We start from the raw sequence: 15056 nt of genomic DNA on the forward strand, positions 1-15056 counted from the left end.
ACAAAAAACCTGAGGAGACGCGAGTGGATCGAGGATTGTTGCTGGCGGCATGCCTGCTTGTATCGGGCCCGCTGGTTGCGGGGGATGTGCCCCTCCAGACCGACGCACAAGCCATCGTCGCCCAGCAGCTTGAACTGAAGGCAGCTGTCGAAGCCGGTTCTGGCACCTTCGAGCATCTGCCTGAGGCGAAGCGGGCCGATGTGCTGGCGCGTCAGGGTCGCGTCCTGGCCATGCTTGAAGGGCGCAAACAAACGAGCGAGCTGAGCCAGCAGCAGCAACTATCGCTGTTCAATGAGCTCGAGGCGATCCGCTCGATTGCTGAGCATGCCGAGGACGAACGGCTGATTTGCGAACGCGTCAAGCCGGTGGGCAGCAATCGGCCAGTGCGGGTTTGCAAGACCGTCTCCGAACGTCGGGCCGAGCAAGGGGGCTACGAGCCGCCGCTCACTTCGCGAAACTAGCCACGCACGTCCCTGCGATCCGGATTCTGAGGGCCACGCACGGTCAATCGGCTCGCAACGCCTCCGCCACGAACGGCGGCAGCGACTGCGCCCCCTTGTGGATGTCGGCGCTGTAATACTTCGTGGCGAACGGCTTGGCGCGCGCATCGGCCTCGCGGAAGTCGAAGCCCTGGCCCTTGCGCGCCAAGGTGCAGCTCCACCAGCCGGTGGGATAGCACGGCTGCGGGAACGGCAGGGTCTGGAAGGTGGTGAAGCCGGCCTTGCCCATTTCCGCGCGCATGGCCTGGATCAGGTCCAGCAGCACCAGCGGCGATTCGGACTGCTGCACCAGGATGCCATCGTCCTTCAGCGCGCGGAAGCAGCTTTCGAAGAAGGCCTTGTTGAACAGGCCCTCGGCCGGGCCGACAGGATCGGTCGAGTCCACGATCACCACGTCCAGGCTGCCCGGCGCGCAGTTGGCCATGTACGCGATGCCGTCGTCGAACAGGATCTCGGCGCGCGGGTCGCCGTTGGACTCGCACAGTTCGGGGAAATATTTCTCCGCCATGCGCGTGACCTGCTCGTCGATGTCGCACTGCACGGCCTGCTCCACGCCCGGGTGGCGCAGCACCTCGCGCAGCGTGCCGCAGTCGCCGCCGCCGATGATCACCACCCGCTTCGGATCGGGATGGGTGAACAGCGCCGGGTGCGACATCATCTCGTGGTAGAGGAAGTTGTCGCGCGTGGTGACCATCATCGCGCCGTCGATCAGCATCACGTTGCCCCAGTCGGTGCTCTCGAAGATCTCGATCTTCTGGAACGGCGACTGCACCTCGTCGAGCTTGGCGCGCACGCGGAAGCCGATCGACGAGCCGGCGGGTTCGAAATTCTCGTACAGCCAGTCGCTGGCGGTCATGGGGCGGTCCTGGGGCGGGGGTGGTGTGCGGAGTACGCGGCAGGTCGAACTCGCCGGCGCGTGGCGACGCGTTCGTCGTCGACGCAGCCGGTCGATCCGCGTGGCGCCATTGTAGCCAACCGCCTGCGACGATTCCGCGACCGATCCACTACGATGGCCGCGACGATGCGGAGCGGGCGGATGGCGGAACGCGAGGAACGGGAACGGGTACGGGTACGGGCGCTGGAAGCGGAAGCACGCGATACGCCCGGCCGCTACCGGCTGCGGTTGCTGGCGCTGGCGCTGCTCGGCTATGGCGTGATCGCCGGCCTGCTGCTGCTCGCGCTGACGCCGTTCGTGCTGGTGGCCGTGCATCTGTTCGTGGCGGGCGCCTCGCTGGCGCCGCAGCACGCCTACGTGCTGGTGCTGCCGGCCGTGGTCGCGGCGGTGGTGCTGCGTGCGCTGTGGGTGAGGTTCGAGCTGCCACCCGGCCACCGGCTGGCGCCCGGCGAGGCGCCGCTGCTGCAGGCCGAGGTGGAGCGGCTGCGCCAGGCCATGGGTGCGCCGCCGCTCGAAGGCATCGTGATCGACGGGGATTTCAACGCCAAGGCCGCCAGCGTGCCGCGCATGCTCGGTCTGCTCGGGCACCGCCACACCCTCGTGCTGGGATTGCCGCTGATGCGGGTGATCGACCGCGACGAACTGTCCGCGGTCATCGCGCACGAGTTCGGGCATTTCGCTGCGCACGACGGGCGCTTCGCCGCCTGGGTCTACCTTTCGCGCGGCACCTGGTACCGGCTGCGCGACGGCATGGCCCGGCATGGCTTCTCGTTCGCCTGGCTGCTGGCGAAGTTCTATGGCTGGCTGGCGCCGCATTTCGACCTGTGCAGCCGCGCGCTGACGCGGCGCCACGAATACGCGGCCGACGCCGCGGCGGCCGGCGCTGTCGGCGCCGAGGCCGCCGCGAGCGCGTTGCTGCGCATCGAGATCGCCTCCCGGCGACTGGAGGCGCGCTTCTGGCCTCGGCTCTGGGCGCGAGCGCGCACGCAGCGCCATCCGCCCGCGCAACTGCAGGCGCCGCTGCTGCAGGCGATGCAGGGCGACGCGGTCGACCTCGATCGATTGCTCGCCTCCGCTGCCCGCGGACAGGATCCGCGCGACACCCATCCGGCGCTGCCGCAGCGGCTCGAAGCGCTACGGGCGCCGGCGCGGCTGCGTCCGGCGGGCGAATCCGCGGCGACGCTGCTCGGCCCGCTGCAGGACACGCTCGAGCGCCGCCTCGACGGCCTCTGGCGCGATGCCATCCGCGCCCACTGGGAAGCGCTGCACGAGGCCGCAGCGCGCGATCGTGCGCGCCTGGCCGAACTCGACGCCATGCGCGAGCCCGGCCCCGAACAGCTCGCCGAACAAGCGCTGCTGGTGGAACAGGTACGGATCGACTTCGATCCGCTGCCGCTGTACGAACGCGCGCTGGCCGCCGGTCCGGAGCGGGTGCTGGCGCTGTTCCGCGCCGGCCTGCTGCAACTGCGCCGCGGCGAGGCCGAGGCCGGCGGCGCGCGCCTGCGCAAGGCGGTGGAACTCGACCCGGGCGCCGCGCGGGCCGCGCTGGAGGAGTTGCGCGGGATCGATATCGATCCGGATCTCGATCCCGCCACCGCCGCCACGATCGATGCCCTGCGCGAAACGCTGGCGCCGCTGGCCGATGCGCTCCCCACGTCCGACGATGTGTCCGCAGAAGACGCCCTGCAGCCGCACGCGCTCGATACCGAAACGCTGGATCGCTTCTCCCGCCGGCTCGTCTGCGAGCCGCGCGTCGCCCGCGCCTGGATCGTGCGCCGGCGCACGGCCCTGCGCGAGGCACCGGTGCACTACCTGGTCCTGCTCGACTGGCGCGGCTCGGTGGCCGGCGAGGCCGCGGGGCTCAAGCCCCTGGCCGAGGCGCTGACCATTCCCGGCGCCAGCCTCGAGCTGTTCACCGGGGCCGACCGGCGCAGGCTGGCCGCGCAGGTGCGCGCCGTCTGCCGCGAACCGGTCTACCGCAAGGGCCGCTGAGCCGCAGCCGCCCCCGCGACGGACCGCCCCCGGGCGTCTTACGATATCGCCGGGGATCGGCCATGGGGACGGGCAATGGCATCGGCGGAAGCGTATCGCGGTCTGGTCGAACGGCTGGAAGTCCTGGCGCGGCAGTCGCCCGGCGGCTACGGGCTGCGGGTGGCCCTGCTCGCGGCGCTCGGATTCGCGGTGCTCGGTGGCGCGGTGCTGCTGGCGTTCGGCCTGTCGATCGGGCTGGTGCTGGCGCTGCTGGCGATCAGCCCGGTGCTGCTGCTGAAACTGGCCAAGCTGATCTGGATCCCGATCGCCTTCGGCTGGCTGGTGTTGCGCGCGCTGTGGGTGAAGTTCTCCCCTCCGGAAGGCCATCGCCTCGGCGAACGCGAGGCGCCGCTGCTGCAGGCGGAGGTCGAACGCCTGCGCGTGGCGGCCGGTGCGCCGCGGCTGTCGGGCATCGTCATCGATGCCGACCTCAATGCCGCCGCGGCCAGCGTGCCGCGCGCGCTCGGCCTGCTCGGTCATCGCCACTACCTGGTGCTGGGCCTGCCGCTGATGCAACTGCTCGACCGCGACCAGTTCGCCTCCGTGGTGGCGCACGAGTTCGGCCACTTCGGCGGTGGCCATGGCCGCTTCGGCGGCTGGATCTACCGCGTGCGGGCGAGCTGGTACCGGCTGCTCGACGCGCTGGCGCAGCAGCAGGGCTGGGTCACCCGCCTGTTCGTGCGCTTCTTCGACTGGTACGCGCCCTACTTCAACGCCTACAGCTTCGTGCTCGCGCGCGCGAACGAGTACCAGGCCGACGCCACCGCGGCGCGCCTGGCCGGTGCGCGCGCCGCGGGCGAGGCGCTGGTGCGCGTGAACCTGGGGTCTGCGCGGCTGTCGCACGAGTTCTGGCCACGGCTGCAGCGTGCATCGCTGTCGCAGCCGGCACCGCCGGCGCTGCTGTATCGCGAAATGGGCGCCAGCCTGCGCAGCGACGGCGAGGACGACGACGCGCGCCTGGCCGCGGCGTTGGCGGCCGAACCGGGCTTCGACGATACCCACCCCACGCTCGCGCAACGGCTGGCGGCCCTGGGCGTGGCCCCGGCGCGGGTGCCGCCGCCGCGTCGGTCGTCGGCCGAGGCGCTGCTGGGCGAAATGCTGCCGCAGCTGGAGCTGCGCTTCAGCGAGCAATGGCGCGCGCATGTCGAAGCCGACTGGGACGACAACTTCCGCAAGCACGTGCAGGATCGGGCGCGCTTCGAGGCGCTGCGCGCGCAGGACGCACGCACCCCGCAGGAAACCGTCGAGTTCGCGGACCTGAGCGAGCGCCTCGACCCGGAAGCCGATGCCGTCGCGTCGTATCGCGCCGCGATCGCGGCGGTGCCGGAGGATGCATTCGCGCGCTTCCGTCTCGGTGCACTGTTGCTCGAACGCGGCGACGGGGAGGGGGTGGAGCACCTGCGCCGCGCGATGACGCTGGATCCCGACTGCGCGCCGGTGGCGTTGCAGGCGCTGGCCGGGTATTGCCAGTCGATCGGCGACGACGCCGGCCTGCAGGGCATCGAGGCGGAATGGGCGCGACTGCAGGCGGTCGCCGCGCGCGCGCAGCAGGCACGCGGCGTGCTGACGGCCAGAGATGAATTCCTGCCCCACGCGCTGGACGCGTCGCAGATCGACGCGCTCTGCGCGACGCTCCGGCGCATCGGCGGGGTCGGCAAGGCATGGCTCGCGCGCAAGCGCATCCCCGACGACCCGCGTGGCGCACCGCATTTCGCGCTGCTGGTGCGGTGGCGCCCGTTCACGTTCGGCGAGCAGTCGCGGCTGCAGAAGATCGTCGATGCGCTTGAGCTGCCCGGCAGCTTCATCGTCTTCACCGCGCCCCACCAGCGCGGCATCGCGCGTCGGCTGCGCAAGGTCGCGGGCGAGCCGATCCTGGGCGGGCGCCGGCGGTAGCGACGCCCGGAGGCACCGGGCAGGCCCTAGAATGCGCATCCACGCCTCCGGATGCCCGCCGATGACCGCCTGGTCGACCGAGCACGCCCGCAAGACCTATTCGATCCCGCACTGGGCGGAAGGCTATTTCGACGTCGACGACGCCGGCCGCGTGGTCGTGCGCCCGCTCGGCGCCGACGGGCTCGCGATTCCATTGCCGGAGATCGTCGACAAGGCACGCGAACGCGGTGCCAACCTGCCGCTGCTGCTGCGCTTTCCCGACATCCTCGGCGACCGCCTGCGCCGGCTGCAGGCCGCGTTCGAGCAGGCGCAGGCCGAATGCGGGTACGCCGGCGGCTACACCGCGGTGTATCCGATCAAGGTCAACCAGCATGCCGGCGTGGCCGGCACCCTGGCCTCGCACCACGGCGACGGCTTCGGCCTGGAGGCGGGCAGCAAGCCCGAGCTGATGGCGGTGCTGGCGCTGTCGCGGCCGGGCGGGCTGATCGTCTGCAACGGCTACAAGGACCGCGAGTACATCCGCCTCGCGCTGATCGGGCGCAAGCTCGGGCTGCACACCTTCCTCGTGGTGGAGAAACCCTCGGAGCTGCCGCTGATCCTGGAGGAGGCGAAGGCGCTGGACGTGGAGCCCGGGATCGGCGTGCGCATGCGCCTGGCCTCGCTGGGCGCCGGCAAGTGGCAGAACAGCGGCGGCGACAAGGCCAAGTTCGGGCTCTCGCCGCGCCAGGTGCTGGATCTGTGGAAGACCCTGCGCGACGGCGGCATGGCCCATTGCCTCGGCCTGCTGCACTTCCACATGGGTTCGCAGATCTCCAACGTGCGCGACATCGCCAACGGCATGCGCGAGGCGACGCGCTACTTCGTCGAACTGTCGAAGCTGGGCGCGACCATCAGTCACGTCGACGTCGGCGGGGGCCTGGGCATCGACTACGAAGGCACGCGTTCGCGCAGCTTCTGCTCGATCAACTACGGTGTGCACCAGTACGCCTCGACCATCGTCCAGCCGCTGGCAGACGCCTGCGTCGAGCACGGCCTGGCGCATCCGCGCATCGTCACAGAATGCGGCCGCGCGATGACCGCGCACCACGCGATGCTGGTCGCCAACGTGGTGGAGGTCGAACGCGCGCCCGAAGGCCGTGTGCCCGACGCGCACGACGACGAGCCGCACGCGATCGCCTACCTGCGCGAGATCCACGGCGACCTCGACCGGCGCCCGCCGGTGGAACTGTTCCAGGAGGCGCAGCACTTCCACGCCGAAGGCCTGTCCGCCTATGCGCTCGGCCAGATCGACCTGGTCGCGCGCGCGCGCATCGACGATCTGTTCTACGCGATCGCGCACGGCGTGCGCAGCCGCCTGAGCTACGACGAGAAGAGCCACCGGCCATTGCTCGACGAGTTGGCCGAACGCCTGGTCGACAAGTATTTCGTCAACTTCAGCGTGTTCGAATCGATGCCCGACGTTTGGGCGATCGACCAGGTGTTCCCGATCGTGCCGATCGAGCGCCTGGACGAGGTGCCGGACAGGCGCGGCGTGATCGCCGACATGACCTGCGATTCCGACGGCAAGATCGACACCTACGTCGAGAACGAGGGCCTCGATACCTCGCTGCCGCTGCACGCGCCGCGCCCCGGCGAGAGCTACCGGCTCGGCTTCTTCCTGGTCGGCGCCTACCAGGAGATCCTCGGCGACATCCACAACCTGTTCGGCGACACCGACGCGGTCGAGGTGCGCCTCAACGGCGACGGCTACGCCATCACCCAGCAGCGCAAGGGCGACACCACCGACGTGATGCTCGACTACGTCGGCTACAAGCTCGAGGACCTGCGCCGCATCTACAAGGCGCGGGTGGGCGCGGTCGACCTGAGCAAGGGCGAGGCCGCACGCCTGAACGAGGCGCTGGAAGCCGGCCTCACCGGCTACACCTACCTGGACGACGCGCCGCTGGTGTAGCCGTGGCAGCGGCGCGCTCGGCGCCGGTCGAGGCGGGTCCGCGCAGCCGGGCCGGCGCTCGGGTTCGACGCGTGAGCGTGCCGGCCCGACCCTGCGCCGGCCCGGCGGATCCCCACTGGACTGGCGGCCGCCGCAGCCGCCGGCCCCCGTGGAGGCCGGGCCGGTTGCGTGCTCGGCGAGGTCAGTCCGCAGTCGCGGGACTGATCACGGCGGCCACCTCCGACACGCGGTTGGCGGGGAAGCCGCCCTGGCGCGCGTGCTCCAGGATCAGCGCTTCCGAGGGCGCGCTGTAGATGCAGTAGATCCGGTCGCCGGTGACGTAACTGTGGTGCCACTGGATCTGCGGGCCGAGGGCGTCGAGCACCGCGCAGGATTTCTGCGAGATGCCGCGCAGCGCCTCGGGCGAGAGCTGGCCGGCGCCGGGGATGTCGCGTTCGATCACGTACTGCGGCATGTCGGGTTCTCCATGGGAAGGCCCCTGCCTCCGTGCCAACGCAGGAGCCCGCCATGGGCGGCCAGGCGTTGGCGTTCAGTGCGCCGGGTCGCGCAACAGGGCCACCTGCAGTTCCATGCGCTTGAGCTCGCGCAAGGTGCGATTGGCCTCGACGCGGGTGCCCATGAACGTCTTCATCATCGCCGCATACTGGAACAGCAGCAGCGCGACGACGCCCCACTTCAACGCCGCCAGCACGTCCTCGCTCGTCCACAGCTGCCAGAACGCGAACGCGAACCCGGCGAACGACGCCAGTGCGGTGACGTACGCGAGCATGCCCACCCAGCCCTGCGGGCCGCGGAACAGCCCCAGCGCCTGGGAGATGTAGCCGGGCTCGCCATGGCTGGCCAGCAATGCGCGGTCCTCGGCAGACAGCGCGCGTTCGATCAGGTCATCGGTCTTGTCCATCGTCAGTTCCTTCGAGTCTTGCGCGGATCTTGCGCCGCGCGTGCATGAGCCGGGTCTTCACCGTCCCCGGCGGGATGTCGAGCGCGACCGCGATTTCGGCCACGCCCAGGTGTTCGAGGTAGTACAGCGACAGCGCCGCGCGCTGCTGCGCGGGCAAACCGGCCATCGCGCCCAGCACGTTGCGCAGTTCGGCCGCGGTTTCGCCGCTCGGCTCCAGCGCCTGCGCCAGCGTCGGATCCATGGCGAAACCGGCCAGTCCGGCCCGCTCGCACCCGGCGTCGCGGAACATCCGCTGGCAGCGCCGGGTCACGATGCGCAGCGCCCACGCGGGGAACGCCGCCACGTCGTCGAGCGTGCGCAGGCCGCGCAGGATCTCCAGCCACGCGTCCTGCACCGCGTCGCGCGCCTGTTCCGGATGCCCGGTCAGGCGCCAGGCATGGCGCAGCAGCCGCGGATGCCAGCGCGCGACCAGCCGCTCCCAGGCGGCGCGGTCGCCCGCGCGCGCCGACGCGGCGAGGTATTCGTCGAAGATCCGTCCGCTGTCGCGCCGCACGTGCTGGCTCCGTTGCCGTGTGTCGTACCAGTAAGGTGTCGCGTTCCGGCGGAACGGTTCAATCCGGTCGATCCGTTGCGCCGTCGGCGTCAATCGCCACGCTCCGGCGGGACGCTATGCTGACCATACCGCCCTCCCCCGAGAGACGCCGATGCCCCTGCATGACGCCACCTTCCTTGCCGTCGCCCTGGCCGCCCTGCTGGCGGGTTGCGCCGAGTCCCCGCCACCCCCGGCGACGGCACCCGAACTCAGCGCGGCGCAGGCCGCCGCCACGCCCGCGGCGCACCCGGATGTGCACCGGTTCAGCATCGGCCAGCACGAGGCGATGGTGCTGCGCGACGGCGACATCCGCCTGCCCAACGACGGCTCGATCGTCGCGCAGGGCGTGCCGAAGGCCGAGACCGACGCCCTGCTGGACGCCGCCGGACAACCCACCGACACCCTGCGCCTCGACATACAGGCCCTGCTGGTGCGTGCGGGCGACCGCGTGGTGCTGTTCGACACCGGCGCGGGCAATGCATCGTTCGCCGACGCCGGGCGCCTGCCGCAGTCGTTGCAGGCCGCGGGCGTGGACGCGGCGGACGTGACCGATATCGTCATCAGCCATGCCCACGGCGACCACGTCGGCGGCCTGCTCGACGGCGACGGCCGGCCCGCGTTCGCCAACGCCGCGATCCGCATGTCGGCACCGGAATGGGAGGCGTTGCGAGGCGATGCCGGCATGGCGGCGCTGGCCGAGGCGATCGCGCCGCGCGTGGAAGCCTTCGAACCCGGTGCCGAAGTGCTGCCCGGCGTGACCAGCCTGCCGGTCGCAGGCCACACCCCGGGCCACAGCGCCTATGTCATCGCCGACGGCGACCAGCGCCTGCTCTACATCGGAGACAGCGCCCACCACCACGTCATCTCGGTGCAGCGGCCGCGCTGGACGATCCAGTTCGACCGCGACGCGCCGCTCGCCGAAGACAGCCGCGAGGCGCTGCTGGCCCGCATCGCGGACGAAGGCTGGACCATGCAGTCGCCGCATTTCCCGTTCCCGGGACTGGGCCGCATCGAACGCCGCGAGGACAGCTTCGCCTGGGTGCCGGCGGATTGATGCGGTCGCGCGGCGGGCGACGCCGACGCGTCAGCCGCCGCGATGTACCTGGAATCCGGCCACCGACTGCGTCACCGGCATGATCTCCAGCCGGTTGATGTTGAGGTGCGGCGGCAGCGTGGCCACGTAATGGATCACGCCGGCGATGTCGTCGGCTGTCATCGGTTGCGCGCCGGTATACAAGGTGTCGGACGCGGCCTGGTCGCCGCTGGTGCGCACCAGGGTGAACTCGGTTTCGGCCATGCCCGGTTCGATCGCGGTCACGCGCACGCCGGTGCCGTGCAGGTCGGAGCGCAGCCCGAGCGAGAACTGGCTGACGAAGGCCTTGGTGCCGCCGTAGACGTTGCCGCCCGGGTACGGATACACGCCGGCGACGGAACTGATGTTGATGATCGCGCCGCGGCGCTCGATCAGCCCCGGCAGCAGCGCGTGGGTCAGCGTGGCCAGCGCGGTGATGTTGGTGTCGATCATCTGCCGCCATTGCGCGAGATCCGCGTGCTGCGCGAACGCGGTGCCGAGGGCGAGGCCGGCGTTGTTGACGAGCACGTCGATGCCCGCGAACCCCGCAGGGAGCGCGTCGAGCGCGGCCTGCATCGCAGCGCCGTCGCGGATGTCGAAGGCGGCCACGTGCAGGCGCACGCCGCCGTGGCGGTCGAGCAGGGCCTGCAGGCGGTCGGCGCGGCGGCCGGTGGCGACGACGCGCCAGCCGTCGGCGAGGAAGCGCTCGACCCCGGCGGCGCCGAAACCGGAGGTGGCGCCGGTGATCAGGATGGTCCGTGACATGCGTCGATTCTAAGCCGTGCGTCGCGCCGCGATCACCACAGCCACGGCAGCAGCCGCCAGGTCGCGCGCGCGTAGTCCGGATACTCGTCGGGAAACGCCTCGCGCAGCATCCCTTCCTCCACCCGGATGCGACGTGCGAACGCGGGCGCCACCGGCAGCGCCACCGCCAGCAGCGCCCAGCCGTCGCCGAGCGCCAGCGCGAAGCCGAGCAGGCTCAGCAGCAGGCCGCTGTAGGCGGGATGGCGCAGCAGCCGGTACGGGCCATCGCGGACCAGCCGGTGGCCCGGCCGGATCGCCACGTCGACGGTGAAGTGCTCCGCCAGCACCCGCACCGACCAGGCCCGCAGCGCGATGCCCGCGGCCATCGCCGCGATGCCGCCCCAGAACAGCGGCACGGCGAGCGCCTGCGGCAGCGGCCAGGCGCCCAGCAGCGACAGCACCACCGCCAGCGCCAGGGCGCCCGGCACGGCGAGGTGCAGCAGGCGCAGGGTGCCGTCGTCGCCGCGACGCGCGTCGGCGCCGGAACGACGGCGGTCGATCCAGAGTTCGGAGGCGATCCAGGTGGCGCACAGGATCACGAAGACGGGGTGCCAGGGCATGCGCGCAGTGTCGCGCGCCGGGCGTCGTCGCCGGGTCTACGCGTCGGGCTTGCCCGGCGGCGGTTTCGCCGCCTTCTTCGCGGACCTGGCCGCGGAGGGCTTCGTCGCGGCCGGCTCGGCCTGCGCCACCGGCTGGCGCTTGCGGCCGGTGGCGGTCTTGCCGCGGGTCTTGGACTTGGTCGCGCGGTGCCTCTTCAACATGTCCTCGGCCAGCACGATGTCCTCCGACAGGATGCCGGCGGCCCGGGCGATGGCGATCCGCGCCTCGGCGCGGTTCTCGTCCGGGTTGGCCTGCAGCAGTTCGCGGATGGCGTCGCGCAGCGCCTGCTCGGCGTTGCGCTTGAGCTTGAGGTCGTTGCTCTCGCGGAACAGCGCCAGCAGCGCATCGACGACGGGTTTGATCAGGGCGGCTTCGATGGCCATGGCGGTGCCTCTTTCCAGGTCCGGCAGTGTGCCGTGCCGGCATCGCGCGGCTTGCGACCGCCCTGCGACGGAGCGCTCAGTTCGCCCGGATCGCCAGCGCCGGCAGGCCGCCGTTGCCGAGCTTCTGCTTGGCTTCGGCCAGCTCGGTGGCGGTGCCGTAGGGGCCCATGCGCACCCGGTAGACGGTCTTGCCGTTGGCGACGCCGGATTCGACCCGGGCCGAGAGACCGAGCAGGGCGATGCGGGCCTTGAGCGCCTCGGCATCGCCGGAAGCGCCGAAGGAACCGGCCTGGAGGATGTAGCGGGCGCCGTCCGGGACGGCTGCGGGGACAGTGGCGGCGGTGGTTGTCGCGGCGGGCGTCGTCGCGGGTGCGGTCGGCGCGGTGGGCGCGGGCGTGGCGGGCGTGGTGGGCGTCGCCAGATCGGCGGCGTCCTGTTCGCGCTGGCGTTGCGCGGCGAGGGTGCGACGCTGACGTTCGGCTTCCTCGCGCGCGCTGGCGGCCAGTTCCGCGTCGGTCATCGCCACTTCCTGCTCGGGCAGGACGGTGTAGAAGTCGTACTCGGGGCTGGTGGCGCCGGCGTCCGGGGCGGCAGCGTCGCGCCGCGGCGCCGCATCGTCAGCGGGCGGCGTCTCGCTTTCGTCGATCGCGCTGACCGGCGGTTGTGCGGCGAGGTTGGGCTGCGGCCGGAAGAAGCCGTCCTCGCGGTCGGACTTGAGATAGCGCGGCAGCACCAGCACCGCGACCAGTGCGATCACGATGCCGAGGACCATCCAGGCCCAGCCGGGCATGGTGTTGCCGTCGTTGCGCCTTGCCTGGGACTTGCCGCGTCGTGCCGCCATCTGCTGTCGCCCTCCTACATCCGTTCGGGCGCGCCGACGCCCAGCAATTGCAACCCGTTCGCCAGCACCTGGCGCACCGCCAGCGCCAGCGCCAGCCGCGCGTCGCGCACGGCGTCGTCGTCGACCAGGAACTGGTGGTCGTTGTAATACGTCTGGAACCCCTGCGCCAGTTCGAGCAGGTAGGCCGCGATCAGGTGGGGTTCCAACTGCTCGCCCGCGGCGGCCACGATCTCGGGCCAGCGCGAGAGGTCGATCAGCAGGTCGCGCAGCGGGACGTCGTCGAGGTCCAATGGTTGCGCCAGGCCGCGTTCCAGGTTGAATGCCAGGCCGCGTTCGTCCAGCTGGCGCAGCAGGCCGCAGATGCGCGCGTGCGAGAGCTGCACGTAGTACACCGGGTTGTCGAGCGACTGGCTGCGCGCCAGATCGATGTCGAAAGTGAGCTGCGACTCGGGCCGGCGCGCGACCAGGAACCAGCGCACCGCGTCCGCGCCCGCCTCGTCGATCAGGTCGCGCAGGGTCACGTAGCTGCCGGCGCGCTTGGACAGCTTCACTTCCTCGCCACCGCGCATCACCGTGACCATCTGGTGCACCACGTACTCGGGATAGTCGGCCGGGATGCCGGCATCGAGCGCCTGCAGGCCGGCCTTCACCCGCTGCAGCGAGCCGTGGTGGTCGGCGCCGAGCTCGGTGATCGCGCGCTCGTAGCCGCGCTGCCACTTCGACAGGTGGTAGGCCACGTCCGGCACGAAGTAGGTGTAGCTGCCGTCGGATTTGCGCATCACGCGGTCCTTGTCGTCGCCGAAGTCCGTCGTCTTCAGCCACAGCGCGCCGCCGTCCTCGTAGGTGTGGCCGTGGGCGACGAGTTCGCGCACGGTCTCCTCCACCTTGCCGTCGGCGTACAGCGACGACTCGAGGAAGTACACGTCGAACGACACCCCGAACGCGGCGAGGTCGGCATTCTGCTCGCGGCGCAGCCAGGCCACGGCGAAGCGGCGGATCGCGTCGAGGTCGTCGGCATCGTCCTTGCCGGTGACGGTGTGCCCTTCGACCTCGACGCTGTCGCCGCGCAGGTAGGCCTGCGCCACGTCGGCGATGTAGTCGCCGTTGTAGGCCTCGGCCGGCCAGTCGGCATCGCCCGGCTCGAGCCCCTTCGCGCGCGCCTGGGTGGAACGCGCGAGATTCTCGATCTGCACGCCGGCATCGTTGTAGTAGTACTCGCGCTTGACGCGCCAGCCGTTGGCCTCGAGCACGCGCGCGATGCAGTCGCCGATCGCGCCGGCGCGCCCGTGGCCGACGTGCAGCGGGCCGGTCGGGTTGGCGGAGACGTACTCGACGCCCGCGGTGCGACCCGCGCCGCTGTCGCTGCGGCCGTAGCGCCCGCCTTCGGCGTGCACCAGGCGCATTTGCCGCTGCCAGGCCTGCTGCGACAGCCGGAAGTTGAGGAAGCCGGGGCCGGCGATCTCGACACTGGAGATGTCGCCGCCGCGCGGCAGCGCATCGACCAGCGCCTGCGCCAGCGCCCGGGGATTGGACCTGGCCGGTTTCGCCAGCAGCATCGCGACGTTGCTGGAGAAATCGCCATGCGCGCGATCCTTCGGCCGCTCGACGACGAAGTCGGGCGTGGCGAGGTCGTCGGGCAGGGTGCCTGCGGCGCGCAGGCCGGCGATGGCCTGTTCGATCAGGCCGCGGAGCTGGGATTTCACGGAAGGCGCATCGGGTTATGCAGCCCGGCATTGTACGCGAGGGCGCCTGTCGTTCCCGAACGGCCGTGTCGTCACACCCAGCCGCGCGCCGCCAGCGAGACCGGCGCGCCGTCGCCGACGACGAAGTGGTCGAGCAGGCGCACGTCGACCAGGGCCAGCGACTGCTTGAGCTGCGCGGTGACGGCGCGGTCGGCAGCGCTGGGTTCGGGGTTGCCGCTGGGGTGGTTGTGGCCGACGATCACCGCCGCGGCGTTGTGCGCCAGCGCGCGCCGCACCACCTCGCGCGGGTGCACCTCGGCGCCGTCGATGGTGCCGCGGAACAGCTCCTCGAACGCCAGCGCGCGGTGGCGGGTGTCCAGGAACAGGGCTGCGAACACCTCGATCGCCTGCCGGCGCAGGCGCTGGGCGAAGTAGCGGCCGGCCGAGCCCGGGTCGGTCAGCGCCTCGCCACGCTCCAGGCCGGCCGCGAGCCAGCGGTTGCACAGCTCCAGCGCCGCCGACAGCTTGCAGGCGCGGGCCGGGCCCAACCCCGGAAGGCAGGCCATTCCGGCGGGATCCAGCTCGAGCAGCCGGCGCAGCGGGCCGTGCAGGTCGAGCAGTTGGCGAGCAGTGCCCACCGCATCCTGGCCGCGCAGGCCCGAGCCGAGGAAGATCGCCAGCAGCTCCGCGTCCGACAGCGCGCCGGCGCCACGGGCGAGCAGTTTTTCGCGGGGGCGTTCGTGGCTGGGCCAGTCGCGAATGTGCATGGCGGGGACGAGGAGGGTGGAGGCGCTGGCGACCGGCGAGGCGCCCCGGCGGAACAGGGGAATTCCCATCGGTGCGCGTCCGGCCCGGTCGCCGGCGTTGCAGCGATTGCAACCCAACGCGGTGTCCGCCGCCGCCGGGCGATC

At 71.5% G+C, this 15056-nt stretch carries 15 protein-coding genes; 5 read left to right on the top strand and 10 right to left on the bottom strand.

Annotation, left to right across the window (positions count from 1 at the left end; translation table 11 throughout):
- Positions 1–23 precede the first annotated feature (23 nt).
- Positions 24–461 carry a hypothetical protein gene (locus JMO03_RS18065; protein ID WP_202845132.1) on the top strand — a complete coding sequence of 146 codons (438 nt, stop codon included), beginning with the start codon at positions 24–26 and terminating at the stop codon, positions 459–461.
- A gap of 43 nt (positions 462–504) precedes the next feature.
- Here JMO03_RS18065 and speE read toward each other — a convergent pair whose 3' ends face one another.
- Positions 505–1356: a polyamine aminopropyltransferase gene (speE, locus tag JMO03_RS18070; protein ID WP_202845133.1), complete on the bottom strand. Its 852-nt coding sequence runs from the start codon at positions 1354–1356 to the stop codon at positions 505–507.
- 180 nt (positions 1357–1536) lie between these two features.
- On the opposite strand from speE, the gene JMO03_RS18075 reads away from it, so the two are divergent.
- The 3 genes from JMO03_RS18075 to speA all read left to right on the top strand — a co-directional run bounded on the left by JMO03_RS18075 (position 1537) and on the right by speA (position 7270).
- Positions 1537–3387 (top strand): M48 family metallopeptidase, encoded by a 1851-nt coding sequence (locus JMO03_RS18075; protein WP_202845134.1) that lies wholly within the window; start codon positions 1537–1539, stop codon positions 3385–3387.
- 75 nt (positions 3388–3462) lie between these two features.
- A complete protein-coding gene (locus tag JMO03_RS21435; protein WP_202845135.1) occupies positions 3463–5319 on the top strand; it encodes a M48 family metalloprotease in 1857 nt (618 codons plus the stop codon).
- 61 nt (positions 5320–5380) lie between these two features.
- Complete coding sequence (speA, locus tag JMO03_RS18085) at positions 5381–7270, top strand: arginine decarboxylase (protein ID WP_202845136.1); 1890 nt, start codon at positions 5381–5383, stop codon at positions 7268–7270.
- A 181-nt stretch (positions 7271–7451) separates the two neighbouring features.
- On the opposite strand, the gene JMO03_RS18090 is transcribed toward speA, so the two are convergent.
- From JMO03_RS18090 to JMO03_RS18100, 3 genes are all read right to left on the bottom strand, one after another.
- Positions 7452–7724, bottom strand: a complete 273-nt coding sequence (locus JMO03_RS18090) for a DUF4242 domain-containing protein (RefSeq protein WP_202845137.1) — start codon at positions 7722–7724, stop codon at positions 7452–7454.
- Positions 7725–7799: 75 nt separating this feature from the next.
- Positions 7800–8171 carry a DUF6768 family protein gene (locus JMO03_RS18095; protein WP_202845138.1) on the bottom strand — a complete coding sequence of 124 codons (372 nt, stop codon included), beginning with the start codon at positions 8169–8171 and terminating at the stop codon, positions 7800–7802.
- Positions 8155–8724, bottom strand: a complete 570-nt coding sequence (locus tag JMO03_RS18100; protein ID WP_202845139.1) for a sigma-70 family RNA polymerase sigma factor — start codon at positions 8722–8724, stop codon at positions 8155–8157. Before JMO03_RS18100 ends, JMO03_RS18095 begins: the two co-directional genes overlap by 17 nt.
- Before the next feature lie 151 nt (positions 8725–8875).
- On the opposite strand from JMO03_RS18100, the gene JMO03_RS18105 reads away from it, so the two are divergent.
- The gene (locus tag JMO03_RS18105) at positions 8876–9817 is read left to right on the top strand and encodes an MBL fold metallo-hydrolase (RefSeq protein ID WP_202845140.1); all 942 of its coding nucleotides are present in this window, start codon (positions 8876–8878) and stop codon (positions 9815–9817) included.
- Positions 9818–9847: 30 nt separating this feature from the next.
- Here the strand turns inward: JMO03_RS18105 and JMO03_RS18110 are convergent, their stop codons facing one another.
- The 6 genes from JMO03_RS18110 to radC form a co-directional block, all read right to left on the bottom strand.
- A complete protein-coding gene (locus JMO03_RS18110; RefSeq protein ID WP_202845141.1) occupies positions 9848–10600 on the bottom strand; it encodes an SDR family NAD(P)-dependent oxidoreductase in 753 nt (250 codons plus the stop codon).
- Between the two features lie 32 nt (positions 10601–10632).
- The gene (locus tag JMO03_RS18115; protein ID WP_202845142.1) at positions 10633–11199 is read right to left on the bottom strand and encodes a methyltransferase family protein; all 567 of its coding nucleotides are present in this window, start codon (positions 11197–11199) and stop codon (positions 10633–10635) included.
- Positions 11200–11235: 36 nt separating this feature from the next.
- A complete protein-coding gene (locus tag JMO03_RS18120) occupies positions 11236–11622 on the bottom strand; it encodes a hypothetical protein (RefSeq protein ID WP_202845143.1) in 387 nt (128 codons plus the stop codon).
- A gap of 76 nt (positions 11623–11698) precedes the next feature.
- Positions 11699–12463, bottom strand: a complete 765-nt coding sequence (locus JMO03_RS18125; protein WP_202845144.1) for an SPOR domain-containing protein — start codon at positions 12461–12463, stop codon at positions 11699–11701.
- 14 nt (positions 12464–12477) lie between these two features.
- Positions 12478–14166, bottom strand: coding sequence for an arginine--tRNA ligase (gene argS / locus JMO03_RS18130; RefSeq protein ID WP_202845145.1), 1689 nt, complete (start codon positions 14164–14166; stop codon positions 12478–12480).
- Positions 14167–14237: 71 nt separating this feature from the next.
- The gene (gene radC / locus JMO03_RS18135; RefSeq protein ID WP_202845244.1) at positions 14238–14912 is read right to left on the bottom strand and encodes a RadC family protein; all 675 of its coding nucleotides are present in this window, start codon (positions 14910–14912) and stop codon (positions 14238–14240) included.
- Between the last annotated feature and the right edge of the window lie 144 nt (positions 14913–15056).

This window comes from Luteimonas saliphila (genome assembly GCF_016774335.1).
GTDB classification, from domain to species: Bacteria; Pseudomonadota; Gammaproteobacteria; order Xanthomonadales; family Xanthomonadaceae; genus Luteimonas; species Luteimonas saliphila.